The organism is Gracilibacillus orientalis, assembly GCF_900114645.1.
In the GTDB taxonomy this organism is placed as follows: Bacteria; Bacillota; Bacilli; order Bacillales; family Amphibacillaceae; genus Gracilibacillus; species Gracilibacillus orientalis.
Genome location: NZ_FOTR01000004.1, coordinates 313,682 through 328,700, shown reverse-complemented (window position 1 = coordinate 328,700; position 15,019 = coordinate 313,682). Strand labels below are relative to the sequence as shown.

The 15,019-nt window shown below is 34.5% G+C and carries 18 protein-coding genes and 1 other RNA gene; 1 reads left to right on the top strand and 18 read right to left on the bottom strand.

The genetic code is table 11. From position 1 onward, the window contains the following. Positions 1-79 precede the first annotated feature (79 nt). From BM121_RS10040 to BM121_RS09995, 10 genes are all read right to left on the bottom strand, one after another. The gene (locus BM121_RS10040) at positions 80-1,216 is read right to left on the bottom strand and encodes a THUMP domain-containing class I SAM-dependent RNA methyltransferase (RefSeq protein ID WP_091483502.1); all 1,137 of its coding nucleotides are present in this window, start codon (positions 1,214-1,216) and stop codon (positions 80-82) included. Between the two features lie 169 nt (positions 1,217-1,385). Further along, positions 1,386-1,769, bottom strand: an RNA gene (gene rnpB / locus BM121_RS10035) — RNase P RNA component class B. 79 nt (positions 1,770-1,848) lie between these two features. Next, the gene (gene gpsB / locus BM121_RS10030) at positions 1,849-2,136 is read right to left on the bottom strand and encodes a cell division regulator GpsB (RefSeq protein WP_091483501.1); all 288 of its coding nucleotides are present in this window, start codon (positions 2,134-2,136) and stop codon (positions 1,849-1,851) included. A gap of 62 nt (positions 2,137-2,198) precedes the next feature. Further along, positions 2,199-2,759, bottom strand: a complete 561-nt coding sequence (locus BM121_RS10025; RefSeq protein WP_091483500.1) for an SLOG family protein — start codon at positions 2,757-2,759, stop codon at positions 2,199-2,201. Between the two features lie 244 nt (positions 2,760-3,003). Continuing rightward, positions 3,004-3,432: an ArsI/CadI family heavy metal resistance metalloenzyme gene (locus tag BM121_RS10020; RefSeq protein ID WP_091483499.1), complete on the bottom strand. Its 429-nt coding sequence runs from the start codon at positions 3,430-3,432 to the stop codon at positions 3,004-3,006. Between the two features lie 107 nt (positions 3,433-3,539). Continuing rightward, positions 3,540-3,797 carry an NAD(P)H-dependent oxidoreductase gene (locus tag BM121_RS10015; protein WP_281244815.1) on the bottom strand — a complete coding sequence of 86 codons (258 nt, stop codon included), beginning with the start codon at positions 3,795-3,797 and terminating at the stop codon, positions 3,540-3,542. Between the two features lie 123 nt (positions 3,798-3,920). Next, positions 3,921-4,370 (bottom strand): MarR family winged helix-turn-helix transcriptional regulator, encoded by a 450-nt coding sequence (locus tag BM121_RS10010; protein ID WP_091483497.1) that lies wholly within the window; start codon positions 4,368-4,370, stop codon positions 3,921-3,923. Positions 4,371-4,710: 340 nt separating this feature from the next. Then, positions 4,711-5,148, bottom strand: a complete 438-nt coding sequence (locus BM121_RS10005) for a carboxymuconolactone decarboxylase family protein (RefSeq protein WP_091483496.1) — start codon at positions 5,146-5,148, stop codon at positions 4,711-4,713. 41 nt (positions 5,149-5,189) lie between these two features. Continuing rightward, positions 5,190-6,065, bottom strand: coding sequence for a sigma-70 family RNA polymerase sigma factor (locus BM121_RS10000; protein WP_091483495.1), 876 nt, complete (start codon positions 6,063-6,065; stop codon positions 5,190-5,192). A 120-nt stretch (positions 6,066-6,185) separates the two neighbouring features. Continuing rightward, complete coding sequence (locus tag BM121_RS09995; protein WP_091483494.1) at positions 6,186-7,298, bottom strand: MGDG synthase family glycosyltransferase; 1,113 nt, start codon at positions 7,296-7,298, stop codon at positions 6,186-6,188. A 114-nt stretch (positions 7,299-7,412) separates the two neighbouring features. Here BM121_RS09995 and BM121_RS09990 point away from each other — a divergent pair, with 114 nt between their 5' ends. Continuing rightward, complete coding sequence (locus BM121_RS09990) at positions 7,413-8,261, top strand: metallophosphoesterase (protein WP_091483493.1); 849 nt, start codon at positions 7,413-7,415, stop codon at positions 8,259-8,261. Positions 8,262-8,646: 385 nt separating this feature from the next. Here BM121_RS09990 and BM121_RS09985 read toward each other — a convergent pair whose 3' ends face one another. From BM121_RS09985 to BM121_RS09950, 8 genes are all read right to left on the bottom strand, one after another. Then, complete coding sequence (locus tag BM121_RS09985; protein WP_091483492.1) at positions 8,647-9,219, bottom strand: YkoP family protein; 573 nt, start codon at positions 9,217-9,219, stop codon at positions 8,647-8,649. Between the two features lie 107 nt (positions 9,220-9,326). Continuing rightward, positions 9,327-10,043 carry an endonuclease/exonuclease/phosphatase family protein gene (locus tag BM121_RS09980; protein WP_091483491.1) on the bottom strand — a complete coding sequence of 239 codons (717 nt, stop codon included), beginning with the start codon at positions 10,041-10,043 and terminating at the stop codon, positions 9,327-9,329. Between the two features lie 48 nt (positions 10,044-10,091). Then, positions 10,092-11,684: an alkaline phosphatase family protein gene (locus BM121_RS09975; protein ID WP_091483577.1), complete on the bottom strand. Its 1,593-nt coding sequence runs from the start codon at positions 11,682-11,684 to the stop codon at positions 10,092-10,094. A gap of 41 nt (positions 11,685-11,725) precedes the next feature. Next, the gene (locus BM121_RS09970; protein ID WP_091483490.1) at positions 11,726-12,340 is read right to left on the bottom strand and encodes a TVP38/TMEM64 family protein; all 615 of its coding nucleotides are present in this window, start codon (positions 12,338-12,340) and stop codon (positions 11,726-11,728) included. Between the two features lie 120 nt (positions 12,341-12,460). Next, positions 12,461-12,826 carry a DUF1360 domain-containing protein gene (locus BM121_RS09965; protein ID WP_091483489.1) on the bottom strand — a complete coding sequence of 122 codons (366 nt, stop codon included), beginning with the start codon at positions 12,824-12,826 and terminating at the stop codon, positions 12,461-12,463. A 73-nt stretch (positions 12,827-12,899) separates the two neighbouring features. Further along, positions 12,900-13,640, bottom strand: a complete 741-nt coding sequence (gene sdhB, locus BM121_RS09960; RefSeq protein ID WP_425432234.1) for a succinate dehydrogenase iron-sulfur subunit — start codon at positions 13,638-13,640, stop codon at positions 12,900-12,902. A 614-nt stretch (positions 13,641-14,254) separates the two neighbouring features. Beyond that, positions 14,255-14,569, bottom strand: a complete 315-nt coding sequence (locus BM121_RS09955; RefSeq protein ID WP_091483487.1) for a CotD family spore coat protein — start codon at positions 14,567-14,569, stop codon at positions 14,255-14,257. Positions 14,570-14,661: 92 nt separating this feature from the next. After that, the gene (locus BM121_RS09950; RefSeq protein WP_091483486.1) at positions 14,662-15,018 is read right to left on the bottom strand and encodes a DUF1798 family protein; all 357 of its coding nucleotides are present in this window, start codon (positions 15,016-15,018) and stop codon (positions 14,662-14,664) included. Between the last annotated feature and the right edge of the window lies 1 nt (position 15,019).

Below are 15,019 nucleotides of genomic sequence, written 5' to 3'. Positions count from 1 at the left end.
AGTGCGGTAACAAATAATATATTTTGTTTTTCTTACAACTACATAGAAAAAAGCTTCAAACCCTTGATAATATTGGGTTTTACTTAGACTTTTTTCCGAAATACTGATAATAATCCGTTTTTATAAACGCATTAAACAGCTTTCGCTTCTTGGAGGCTTTTTGACCGAATAATGCTTCAAAATTTTCATTTGCAGTGAGAATATATTTACTCCATGCTGGATAATCTTTTAGCACTGCACCAAGCTTTTGATATATCGCCTCTACTTCCTTCTTGTCACCAATCCTCTCCCCATACGGAGGATTGCTAACAATGTAACCCACGTCTTCTTTCGAATGAAAGTCTGCAGCATTCATTTGTTTCCATTGCACTAAATCAGCAAGTCCTGCTTCCATCGCATTATCTCGAGCAATGTTGATCATCTTAGGATCCAGATCAGATCCGTAAATCGCAAGCGGTTGATCATAATTAGCTAAATCCTCTGCTTCTTCCAAAGCCTTGTCCCAAATAGACGAGTTAATAAATGTCCACTCTTCCGCGGAAAAGGATCGGTTAAAACCAGGTGCAATATTTTGCCCAATTAATGCTGCTTCAATAGGAATCGTTCCTGAACCACAAAATAAATCAAAAAACGGCTCATCTACACGCCAGTTGGTTAATTGGACTAATGCTGCAGCAAGTGTTTCTTTCAATGGTGCATCACCCTGTCCTACACGGTATCCTCTTTTATGTAAGCCGGCACCAGATGTGTCTAATGTTATCGTTACTTTATCCTTTAGTAGTGCAGCTTCTATTTTATGTTCTGAACCTGATTCCTCTAACCAGTTAGCAATTCCATATTTTTGTTTTAATTTTTCAACGATAGCTTTTTTAACGATCGATTGGCAATCTGGAACACTGTATAATGTAGATTTATGTGATTTTCCAGTCACCGGGAACTTTCCATCTTCCGGAATATACTGTTCCCACGGTAAAGCTTTAGTTCCTTCAAACAATTCATCATAAGTTCTTGCTTCAAATTCCCCTATCAGTAATTTCACACGATCCGCTGTTCGTAACCAAAGATTACAACGTGCAATGGCATCATGATCTGCTTCAAAGATTACTTTGCCATTTTCAACAGTAGCGTCTTTATACCCTAATTGGCGTACTTCATTTGCCACAACTGCCTCTAGTCCCATCGCTGCTGTCGCAATTAAGGTAACTGTATTTTTCATTTATAAAATCCTTTCTTTTTGCTCCCTTACTTGAAGAGATATAAGTGGTTTCTCACATAGTTTTAAGATATAAGCTGCTGAATGAATTCTCGTTCATATATCATTATGTACAACAAAACCCCTTTTATGAAGAAAGGGGTTTAGAATCCTATTTACGACCAGAATGAATGTCAGTAAGCCATGTTCTGTCCTTTTCGTACTGCCAGCGGTGGTCAGCCTCGTACCAAAGGAGTAATCATCTGTCTACAAGCCAAAAGCTTGTCCTTCGTTCGGTTGAATTCCCTAATGGAAGATGCCCCTACCAATATTTGGGTTGCTCACTCGAGGGGTTTACCGCGTTCCACCTAAATAGTTTCCTATTTAGCTACGTCACTGTGGCACTTTCAAGGTATTCACACCATATCCAAAGACGTAGGTGTTTTCCCTGCCGTTAACCTAAAAAGGTTACCCTGACTTATGATTTCGTCAAGCACGAACACTACAGGCATCACAGCCTGTGTGAGCATGGACTTTCCTCTACACATATAGTATGTGCAGCGATTACTTCAACATTCATTCCTCTTATTTAAGCCTTCATTATTGTAACACGAATGAAGCAATAGTCAATGGAAATCTAAAGATAGAATGGTAGATTATTCTTCATATTTCTTTCCAAAGACTGCTTTTTCCAGATTAGAAAGTCGTTTCAAAATGTCATAATTAACTTGATGATTAGACGTACTTGGACGAATACGTGTATGATCAGACTGTTTTCTTAATCGTTCATTTTCTTGTTGCAGTCGATTCATTTCTTCTTGAAAATATTCATAGTCCTGAATAATAACATCTAAATACTCGTCCACTTCTTCTTGATTATAACCTCTCATTCCAGTTTTGAAATTTTTCTCTAAAATATCTTTTCCACTCAGTTGATTTGCCATTATTTCCACCTCATTTAATCATTACTTATCATTTTTTCAAAAAAGATATAAGTTGTCAATTTTTAATCTGAATGACTTTCATTATATTCATGCTGATCCCTGACAATGTCTTCTAGATCATTCGGTGTAATATACCAAATTGAATAGTTTGAAAATTCTACAGCTTTTTTCATCTTTTCCAATATATAACCGGCACTGCCTGGATACTCCTCATCGACCAGCGCTAAACACCCATCTGTTTTATCGATTAACCAAAAATCTTTATTAATAAACTGATATGGCGCTTTATAAGGTTCATTGTACAGCGGTTGGTAAAAATCAGCTTGTTCCATGATTTGAAGAAATGCTTCTTGATAAACTTCCGGCCATCTAGATTCATATTCTACAAATGGTGGGAATATACCTAGTTTTATTGAATAGTCCTCTTTTAGTTCTACTACCACTTGTGCTGCCCATAGTTCAATTCCCATTTGACCAGACATAATAACCCATTCTAATCCTTCATCGATTAATGAAATCAATCTTTGTTTCAGAGCGATCTTTATAAAAGAAATCCGTGAATCATTTTCATTTTGTATATTTAATTCCGTCGGTTTGTTTCCAGTAACTGTGATAACTTTCATCTTTAACACTACCTTTTTTGCACTATTCTTTTGATTAATAGTATAAGCAGCAAAACTAAAGGACTTGGAGATAAGTCGATTTTTCTAATTACGACACTGTATGTACTAGTATAAAGGAAATGACCATTATATTCTAGTGATGTCAATATTCTATATTATAACCAGCTTTGTTTAGTCTACGATAAGGAAATTTCCGGAATCAAAAAGACTAATTCTCCTTACTTATGGAGAATTAGTCTTTTCACTAGTTGTTGCAGCAAGTACCTGAAGTAGTACTTTCTGTAGATGCTGTGCTGGAGTGAACTTCGGCGTCTGCCTTAGTATAGAAAAACTCCCACTCATTGCCGTCAGGATCTGTTACCCAAAATTTATCTTGAACCGCATAACAACACGTTGTATCCATTTCATCTCTCGCAAAGAAACCTTCTTTTTCAAGTCTTTCTTTTTGCGATAATACTTCTTCAGCTGACTCTATTTGAAAACCAAAATGTCCAACTTGATTTCCTTCGACTTTATTGCTTTGGTTTAAGGTAAAGTTTAACCCGGGTTGTTTGAGTAAAAACTTTGCATAACCTTCTTTCACTTTCACAGGATCAAGTCCAAATACCTTTGTATAAAATTCAATGCTATTCTCCAAATTTGTTACGTTCAACCCAACATGTGCATTTAACATTTAAAATCCTCCTAGAGTTATTTATTTTATAAGAAAATTTGACACGCTTAGATTAAAGAGTTGATAAACTAGGAACTTAGGCCTTGTTACTAATACGGATTAGTGGTTTAACCCTTCATGGTAATATACTTCACATAAGCTTCAGATGTCTGCCTCTTTGACAGTGACAGTACCGTGTTGTAAAAATGAGATAGGAAATACATTCCTGTTAAATTCGCCGTCGCCTGTATAGGCTTAGTTAGTTCGCTGATTGTGTATTGATTCAAACCCCGGCTCGATACGAATGTTCTGAGCCCTCCAATCGCTATGGCTAACACCAATTCTTTCCCGTGTAATCCTTTACCTCCGTTGATTTGTAACGACAAGCAAAAAATTGTTTCATGTAATCCTCCAAGTAACGAATCACCTCATATCGTATGGAATCAAAAACTCTATTCTTCCTAAGCCCACCTTTTGATTTCATTTGTATTTTGCAAGTATAAAAGAAATCACCCCATTGGGGATGTGCAGCATACGCTCGATTTCGCCATCGCATCATTTAATAGCTTGATGGAACGAATAACGGTGTCTTTTTCGAATTCATTCATCTGAGAGAAAATTTCGTTTAAATAAGCATTGATTTGCTGATCAATCGATGCCGCAACAAAGGCACCTTCCGTCGTTAAGGAGAGAACATAGACTCTCCGGTCATCCGGGTCGGGTGTCTTTTTCACTAAATTCATTTTGATTAACGATTGGATTTGTCGACTAAAGGTCGTGATATCTGTATCTAAAGCCTCCGCAACTTTCTGGACTGAAGGTTTATGCTGATGGTCAATTTCATAAAGGATATGACTTTGAATTAATGAAATATCAATGCCACCGGCAGAGCAGCAACTTTTATTAAGAAGACCAAAGCGACGAGTCATGATTTGAAAAATTTCACGTGTATTTTCCATGGAATTTCACCTCATAAGAAAGTTTAACTTAAATATTTGCATTTTGCAATTATTTGAATAAAAATTGATTTTTTATAGAGTAACCTACTCCTTTTGGGATGGTATTTGTCAGCCACCTTCTATACAAGTAACTGTTGAACTACCAACAATAGCATTGAGTTCTTGAAGTAACGGAATCAATAAATCAGATTCAACCAGCGTTACTAAAGTTTTTTAGTCATTACCTTACTCTGTTTGGACTAATAAAATACCCTAGCATATTTGTGTGAATATACTAGGGTATTTCCTTTTAGCAAGTATACATTAATAATATGGGCTTTAGGAATGCCTTAAAAGAATTTTATTCTGGAACATTATGATTGGCGATTGATAATCGGTTCCAGCAGTTGATTGTAATAATAAGCCCCACTAAATCGATATATTGCTTTTCATCAAATTGCTTGCAAGCTTTTTGATACACTTTATCAGGCACACCTTGCTCAGAAATTTTAGTTATTGCTTCCGTCAATTCAAGTGCAGCTTTTTCACTTTCTGTATAGAAGTCTGTTTCTCTCCAAGCACTCAGGCAATAAATTCTTTGTTCTGTTTCTCCTAATGCTCTGGCATCCTTCGTGTGCATATTAATACAATACGCACAATTATTGAGCTGGGATGCACGAATCTTTACCAATTCAATCAGTTTCTCATCAAATTCCGTCTGCTTTTTGTACATTTCCAATTGTCCAATGAGTTTAACTAAATCAGGTGCTACCTCCATATAATTGATTCTTTGTTCCATATTTTATTCCTCCTTTTTTTGGCTTTCACATATAAGACAAATTAAAAGGAGAAATTGTGACCTATTTCTTTTAATTTATTTGGGTTCATCACAATATAAATATTTTGAACACCAGCCTCCGTGTAATCAAACGTTAGCAACTTTGCAGGCTTGTCATGTTGTTGCTGGAGAATTCCGATCTCTTCATTGACTTTTACTATACTAAGCTGCCCTTGAAAAGTCCCTCTCTTATGAATTCCCTGTAGAAATGCAACAACCCGCTTTTTGCTAATAATCGGATACATAGCAGACAATACTTTTCCGCCACCATCGGATACAAGCACCACATCTTTTGATAAGTAATCAATGAAAGGATCAAACTGACCACTTTCCACCGCGCGTAGGAATATCTTGGCCAGTTCGTTTGCTTCCTCTTTAGTTGCTTTATTGAATGATTTATTTTGCTGTAATTTTTGCTTTGCTCTACTATATACTTTTCTACAACTTTGCTCTGATCGATTTAAAATCGATGAAATGAAGGCATAGTCAAATGTGAGCACTACCCTCAATATATAAATACACCGTTCAAGTTCTGTAAGTTGATGTAAGAGAACAACAAAAGCATAAGAAATAGATTCTTCTTTTAAAAGATTTTCTAGAGGAGCATTTGCATCAGGATTAACAATAGGCTCTGGCAGCCATGGACCTGGGTAAACTTCGCGTTTTTTTGTAGAAGATTGAAGATAATTCAAGCTTTTATTTGTCGTCATTTTTGCCAAATATGCCTTTGGATCATCAATAGTAGATAGATCTAGCTTTTCTAAATGCATGAAAACATCATGGACAATATCCTCTGCATCCTTGATAGAACCTAACATTCGATAAGCAACCGTGAAAAGCAGCGGTTTATACATAGCATATAAATGACTGTAATCCATTTTTATTACCAGCTTCCTTTGTTATATTCAAAAAATATGGCGATCACCATTGTATACTTATACTATAATAAAACGATGATGAAATCGACCATAAGGTAAGCATGGATTAATAAAACTATCTCACAATATTTGCTGGATCAGTTCAGATATTCTTTTATCCACTAGTTGACGGTGGTAACTCTCTAGACTTGAATTCATTTCTACAAGGTGTTCATTATTGTCAAAAAAGGTGAATAGTTGACTCTCGATATCCCTCCAATCGCTTAGGTAAAAAACCACTCCCAATTGTTGTAATTGATCAAGGTTTATAACCTCTTGTCCTGGCAGTGCATGATATATAAAAGTTGGTTTTCTTTTTCTTAAACATTCACTTATCGTTACTCCACCTGGTTTGGTTAGAATACCGTCTATCGAATCATATAGTTCATTCATTTCCTTCCTACATGTAATATATTTTAAAGGGATAATGTTAGTGTTATTTAATCTCTGCAATTTTCGATATAGCAGGTTGTTTTTTCCACATAACACATAAAATTTTATTTTACCACTTGTTTTTATATTGTTTAATAAATCTTCCATCGCACCAACCCCTAAATTTCCACCTGTCACCATAATGGATAAACATGAGGAATGATGTTTCATAACTGGCTTCCTGTCTGGCTTAATCTCATGATGAACGGGAATGCCCGTAAACCATATTCGCTCCTCTGGTATTCCTTTTTTCTCTAAGAGTTCTTTCATATTAGGAGATGAAACAAAATGAAAGTCGATATGATTAGTGCCCCAAAAGCGATGTATGAAAAAGTCAGTGTAAACATTAATCACCGGAATATTGATGATACCTTTTTCTTTCATCACATTTAACATATAGGAAGGTAACGCATGCGTACAGATCACACAATCTGGTTGTTTCTCATTTATTAGTTGTTTCATTTGAGCTAAAAAAAGTAATTCGTACAATCTGAATTTTTTATGTTGTTCTATGTTTTTATATACACTTTGTTGATAAATCCAATTATATAAATGAGGAAATAAATGAATCCATTTAAGATAAATTCCTGATACTAAAGCTTCTAATTTTCCATAGCTATAAGAAAGTATTTCTGCTTTTTCACATTTTATTCGTGGTTCATTTAATTCGATCTCATACATAAGCGAATCTGCAACTTGATGATGACCAGAAGGTATGTTTAAAAATGGAAGAAATAAGATCTTGGTTGATTTGATTGTCATGATGCACCTCATAAATGTCAGATTTTAAACAAATTATATTGGAAATACATCCATGAATTGCCGTAACAATTAAGGATAAAAACCTGTATAATTAGGATCAGAGGAGTGATGAATATGTTCATGTTATTATTAATTAGTTTTATTATCCTAGTGACTATTGTTATCTTCAAAGCGTATAAAAACACACAAAATATTGTCGTTAGAAAAATAAAGATAGATAACAGCCAAACAGAATCAGTTTCAGCCTTAAATATTTTGCATCTTTCTGATTTACATCTAGAAAATATCTCTATATCCCCTGAAATGCTTTATGACAAGGTAAAAGATGAAGCAATTGATTTAATTGCTTTAACTGGTGATTTTGTTGATCGAAAGCAGACGATTCCAAAGCTTATTCCTTATTTAAAGGTTTTTAATAAATTGCAGCCTAAGCTTGGCATATACACGGTTTTAGGTAATCATGATTATGTGTTAAAAGGTGCTCATTTACAAACATTAATAGACACGCTTAATGAGTATAATTGTCATGTAATGCAAAATAGCAGTGAAACCATTTATATTAAAAATCAGCCATTAAACATTATTGGCGTTGATGATTACAGCACGAACCGTAGTGACTTGGCCAGCTCTTATCAATCGATCAAAAAAGGGACAAATCTAGTATTGACACATGATCCTAATATTGTACTTGATATGAAAAGGTACCATTTTGATTATTTGTTAGCGGGTCATTTTCATGGAGGTCAAATTTGTTATCCTAAAGCATATCATCTTGCCAAAATGGGCAAACTTGCTAAAATGGACATTATCAAAGGGCTTCATTCACAAGACGGTCGACCTTTCTATATCAGTGAAGGAATGGGTCAAACTGGTGTAAACATCAGGGTTGGAAGTCTACCTGAAATAACGCTTCATCAATTACCTATGGCAAAGGAAAATTCCGATTTATATCCAGCTATTTAATTTCGCTCTAGGTTCCATACGTTTATTATTCATTGGATGACATAGACTATACATTCCTATATTTGGTTTTGACCTAACAAAAGAACTCCTATCGCGATAGGAGTTCTTTTTTAAAGTAAGGAATGGTTGAAATTTTGTACATAAAACATAAACTACGCAGTAAAACTTTCGCTTAGATTTGCTTCCTTCCCTCTTCTTAGCAATGAGTGTTAGGGATACGCTGCGGCAACATACTTCGCTTTCCGCGGGTGACCCGGTGAGCCTCCTCACTCAAGAAAGGAGCTTACCAAAGAAAATTTCCATTAGTGCGCAGTTTGTATCTATTTCGAATTAGATAAAACGGTCAGGCCTAGATGGGTTTTGTCTGTTTTTTTCTTATGTGACCCTACATTTGCTGGAAATATTTTTGTAACAACTTCCCTTTGGACATGAATAAATAACATGGATGATGTTTTTTGAAACTGTTTGAGGAAAGTGAAGTAACCGATAGCCAGTAGATCGGAAGTAAAGCCATACATTTAAAGTATTTATAAAAGGGGCTACTAATCTCTACAGTGTCAAAACCTAATTTGGAACTGCCTCGATTCAGCATGGTTATACCTATTATTCCTTTTATATCAGTGGCGTTGGAATGATTATTCACATACTCAGCAAGTTGAGGTAACGATCTTTCCACATTTTGATGAATAACCATAGCCTTTCTAACATCGCCTTTGATATTTTTGATGCTTTTCATCAACTGTGCATTATGCAAATGAATTTTTATTAATAGATCATTTTTTTGGATAACAGTACCATCAGTTAGTATCGATTCTCTCCCCTTATAGCGAGTTAAACGAACCCTGAAAACATTTTGATCACTTCCCTTTGAATCATCAATGTAGGTAAGGCGAGTAAACATATAATAAATAGGATCAATGACTAACCACAATGTAAGGACATATAATTTGATATTCATTAGCTTTTTTCCTCTCATAAAGTAATACCAATATTATTTTGTCAAGAGTACAAATGATTATTCTGTAAGATGTTACCTTTTCAGGATATTCAGAGAGGAAGAGACCGTTATATGGATAAAGTAGATACTAAAGGCAAATGATCTGAAGCTGTTGGCATAAAATCATTAACCTGTACATCCAGAATTTTAATATCGTTACTAACAAACATATAATCCAGTCTTTTTCGAGGATTTTGGGATGGATAAGTAAGCCCAGCTGGATTTTCAACCGAGTCCCATACATCTCTATAAACTTCTACAACCCTTCTCCATCTCTTGGATTGCATTTTCATATTCCAATCACCTATAATAACTGCTGGTCTCTTTGCTTTATTTATAATAAACTCACTTTGTTTGTTATGAATACATGGGTTTAAGCTTAAATGTGTAACATAAAAATGCACTAATTTATCATTTAATGGAATTATTGCCTCAAGTATAGATCTGTCTTCAGTAAAACAAAGACGATTGCTAAAGACATAACTATTTGACGCATGTATAGGAAAACGAGATAGAATTGCATTCCCATATTGCCTAGTTACACAATTCTTTCTTGGTTTTAATGATAGTGAAGGACTGAAAAAACCATAGTAATTTAATTCATTTGTTAGATACTCTGTTTGATCAAGAAAATGACTTCGTTTTGAAAAATATCTATCTACTTCATTTAGACCGATAATATCTGCATTACTGTTAGCTATAACATCACAAATTCGGTGAAGATTCACTTTCTTATCTAACCCTTTACCATGATGAATATTATAAGTCATCACTTTGATATGCATGAAGTAGTCCTCCGTTATATTTTTTCATTTTATAACGCCTAAGTTCTTTTAGTTTTCGTCGTTTAATATTCTTAAAATCCATTCTTTTAAATCAACCATTCGCTTATGTTCTGGTTCCATTTCAGTTCCAGTAACAATCATGGGAAAATAGGAATCATGCTTATAAAGCGAACCGTGGCTAGCGCCATTGACATGAGTCGGTGACCCTTCTCCAACAAATTCAAAACCAGGTTTTGCGTCTGCAATTAAATATCTTCCTGTTTGCGAATAAAAAGAACTATTCAACCGTGCAAGTCCATCCGGAAAGTCTCGATAAGATATCTTATTATCCTTAGTTATCGAGAGATCTAATATTTTTTCGTTTCCTTCCAACTCCCATTTCTGTCCATATGAATCAGTGTATGTACCGTTAGGTTTAAACGAAAGCGTACCCTCCTCATCTCCTGAAATGACTTGGATCATATCACCATGTTTCCAAGCTATGAAATTAATGCGATCATCGTTTTTTAATTGTCTGGCAATATGCTTCTGCTCTAACTTATTGTCTAATAAGTAAATAAATGACATTCGCTCATTTAATCCAAGAACAATTTCATCTTGTTCTTGAATAGGATCGCTAATTTGATGTACGTTATACTCTTTTAGCAATTTTCTTAAATCAATCAGTGCCTGTTCCTTATCCTCCCCAATATCACTTTGTCCGCTATCCCCCATGACGATCCATATATTATCCTGTATCGCTTCTTCCCATGACGGATAAGTATTAAGTATTTCTTGCAATTGTTTATCTGATTCTTCAATTCCCTTCCTTTCTTTCACTCCGTTTTTATGTACTAATTTATCATTATCAGAGAAATAAACGAGTGAAAAAGAAGGTAAATAATCTTCTTCTATTAAAAATTTAAGTTCCTTTGTTGAAAACTCATTATTAAAACCAAAGGCTTGCCAAAAATGAGTCTTGTTATTATTTGGGTTAAGTCTTGATAATAGTCCATAGGAAAAATATCTTGGTCCATTTATCGAATCCCCCTTTTCTAAAAAGCCATTCATATTCAAAATTCTAGGTACGTTTAATAATTGTTCATGGTTTCCTCGGAATACAAGTGTGTTGATGGAAGCTGACTGTCCATCTAATTCTTCATGAATAGTTGTTACATCTTTACTTAAGTGATTCTGATTGAGTCTAAACAAGCTATTGTGAAAAACATGTTTCATTCCTATTTTCATTATTTCCTGTCTGGCACTACCATAACTAATAAACTGTTTATTTTGTGCATCGTACCAAACAAGTCCAGGAATTTTATGTTCATTTGGATATGTTCCAGTTAACAATGTACTATCAATGGTAACCGACATGGTAGGATAACTACTGACCATATCTGGATAATAGTTACCATTATTCATTAAAAATTCTAATGCAGGTGCTTTTCCTTCTTTTATTGTATTTTGTAATGGTTCATCCATTATTGAATCAATAATAATCATAACAACAGGCTTAGATGTATAATCTGAAGGCTGGGTTAATTTATTTGTTTTCACGATTGGCTGAATTAAATATAAATAAATAAGCGAAAGTATTAATAAAATGACGAGAATAGAAATAGTTAGTTTTAACACTTTATTCAATCTCCTTTTCTTCATAGAATGAATCCCTCTTCCATTTAATCTTCTTAAATTCGAATTTAACAAGTCCTCCACCGGCGATAAAGGGGAATAACGATAATTAGAAAACCTAAATAGATACAGATTCCCATTAATAAATGAGAAAAAGATTCAAATAATTGATTACCTATGAATGCATAAACAATCATTCCGGGAATTTGGCCAATTGCGGTTGCTAGAATATAGGTTTTAAATAGTATAGAGCTTAGGCCAGAATAAATATTAATTACAGGTGGGGGGATAATCGGAATCATTCGACTAAATAACACAGCGATAAACGCATTATGATTAATAAGATCATCAAACTTTTTAATCTTTTTAAATCTTGTAATAAGCTTTTGGAATTCCTTCACAAAAACAAAACGAGCAAAAAGAAATAAGATAGCAGATGCTCCTATTGATCCTGTCCAATTAATTACTGCACCAATTAAAATCCCGTATTTAGCACCCATTAATGCGCCGAAGACTGAAAATGGAACAACAGGAATAATTCCAAATAAAACAGCAAGCAAAAACATCAAGGGAAGCTGTGACGGTTCACTTCGATTTAACCAATTTATTAACGGTTCATGGAAAAAGTATGCTATGAACAAAATAATTCCATATAAAATGACAATAATTATCCCTTTCTTCATGCATGAACTCCCTTAAAACTATATTAGAAGTGAAACCTACAAATGTTAATTAAAGCTTGCAACATGTTGGAGCTACTACAATTGCCTTCAAATAACGCTTGAGGACAAGTAGCACATAAATTATTGTTCACTGAACCATTTCGTCACTTTTGTTCCTACACCAACAAATGTTTCGATGATGGCCTGTGCACCAGCTATTGATAAAATAAAGATAATCGGCCAAGCGATGGCTGGAATAAACATATAAGAGACCGCGATTATAATAGCACTCCAAATGCCTGCACACCAATAACAGTTAAGTAGGTATCCAAATTTTGATGTGGGGACATTTTTTATATGCTCGCTTCCTTTATCATCTATAACTTTTTCCTTCTTTAAAAAAGGTTTTCTAATAAATTCAGTTATTTTATCAAATACAATTAAATGTGTTAGACGATAACTTGCTAAAATAATAATGAAATACGTTAACCAATCTAAATTATTCAACGGTTTCCTCCTGTTGATCCAATATTCTCAGCTTTTGTTTACATAATAAAATTATCGTTATCTATTCTAACTTTTAACCAAAAAAGTCAACAAAAGACTTGAAAGTTGCTTCGCGATTGATTTTTGCAATCGAGGTAGTTAACGGCACACCTTTCGGACAGACTTGTACACAGTTTTGTGAATTTCCACATGATTCTAATCCACCATCGCCCATGAACGCTTCCAGCCGCTCCTGTTTATGCATTGCCCCGGTTGGATGTATATTTTTTAAATCGATTTGAGCGAATACAAAAGGCCCTAAAAACTCGGAGTTATCATTTACATTAGGGCATGCTTCTAAGCAAATACCACAGGTGAAACATTTCGACAGCTCATATCCCCATTGACGTGTTGATTCATCCATACGTGGCCCAGAACCGATATCATATGTACCATCTATCGGAATCCATGCCTGTACCCTTTGTAATGCCTGAAACATTCTCTCCCTCTCAATGACTAAATCACGAATAACTGGAAAAGTTTCCATCGGCTTTAATCTAATGGGTTGTTCTAATCGATCTACTAAAGTTGAACAAGCTTGTCGTGGTGTACCGTTTATAATCATAGAGCAAGCTCCACAAACTTCTTCCAAACAGTTCATGTCCCATTGCACCGGAGCGATATGTTTTCCTTGTTTATTAACTGGATAACTTCTAATCGACATTAAGACGGAGATAATATTCATATTGGAACGATAGGGAATGAGAAATTCTTCTTCATATGGATTGGAGTGTGGATCATCTTGTCTTTGAACAATTACTCGAATATTTTCCATTGTATTTCTCCCCATTCATTTTATAAATTAACCAATATCCCAATTTAATGAAATAACCTCTGCAGCGTTTAAAGAAGCTGACCGTGCTTTCACCATATTCTCGTCAGAAAGTTTAATATTTAACACACCTAACACTTTTAAATCAGATTCTTGTTCATACCAGTCACCAAATACTTAAATAAGATTATATAACTTATAAACAGCTATTCTATCGGCATTAAACTTCCACAATTGATTATTTTTACAGTCTCTTTCAAACATAATCATGTTTTGTTTATGCAAAATTTCTAATAGTTGAGATGTTCTTTTGGCTTAATATGCTCCCTCCCTACTCCTTGCCTTCTATATAGTATGAAACAATAAATTCAGGAATATTCATCAGCATGTGATCAAAATCCCGAAGATCTTCTCGTTTACTCTATATAAGAAAACCGCATAGCTAGACAAATACGCAAATGTTATATTTTTTATAATCTTGCAAAGAAAAAACTGCCATGAATTATCTTCATGACAGTTTGTTTCGCGTAAATTTTCACGGCTATTAACTTTTAATTTAGTCTAGTCATCTAACATTGTTTATTAGTACATTAAATTGAATGTCTCTCATCTTTTGCTTATCTTGGCATCATGTTTTGTGGATTCCATTGTCCTGGTCTTGGACCTGGACCTGGTTGATTGCCTGGTGGTGTATTAAATGGTCCTTGCATTGGTCCACCATATACATTGACTTGATCAACTGTGTTCTGATTAGAGGTTGTATGCGGATAATAATGAGTATTTTTCACTAAATGGTGGTTAACACAAGTAGTATGAGAAGGATGGATGTGCTTTACTTCACTTTCACTACAAGTGTGCACCTCATTAGACTTTGTTGGATATACTACTGTCGGTGTTGGCATTCCACAGCCAAAAGGTCTTCGATGTCTCATTTATAGTCACCTCACTAATTATTATTCTATACTAGCGTATGTCACGATAGTGAGGATTGTCTAAGACATCAACCTACGATATTGATGTTTTTTTAAAGATTATGGAAATCATTTTTTAATGAATCGAAAACATACAGTACTGATTGATATAATTCCATGTATCTTTTTCTTTTCACATCTACATAATAACTGTGGAGTAACAATAATTTTATGTTTTCCTCTGTTGATTCAACCTGTTGAGGGTGTACTTTAACATTCCTGTTCTTCACAAAATTTAATGCTTCTTCATTCCAATGGTCAACCTTCTCAAAAATCGGTTCCGTATTTTCCTTAACAAACGCAAAAAATTCCGGATCCCTCTTATTTTCTGGACGTTCATGAGCGAGATAATATTCTTTTAACCTTAGTAACTCTTTTTCTAATTCTTCTATATATGTTAACAGTAACAAC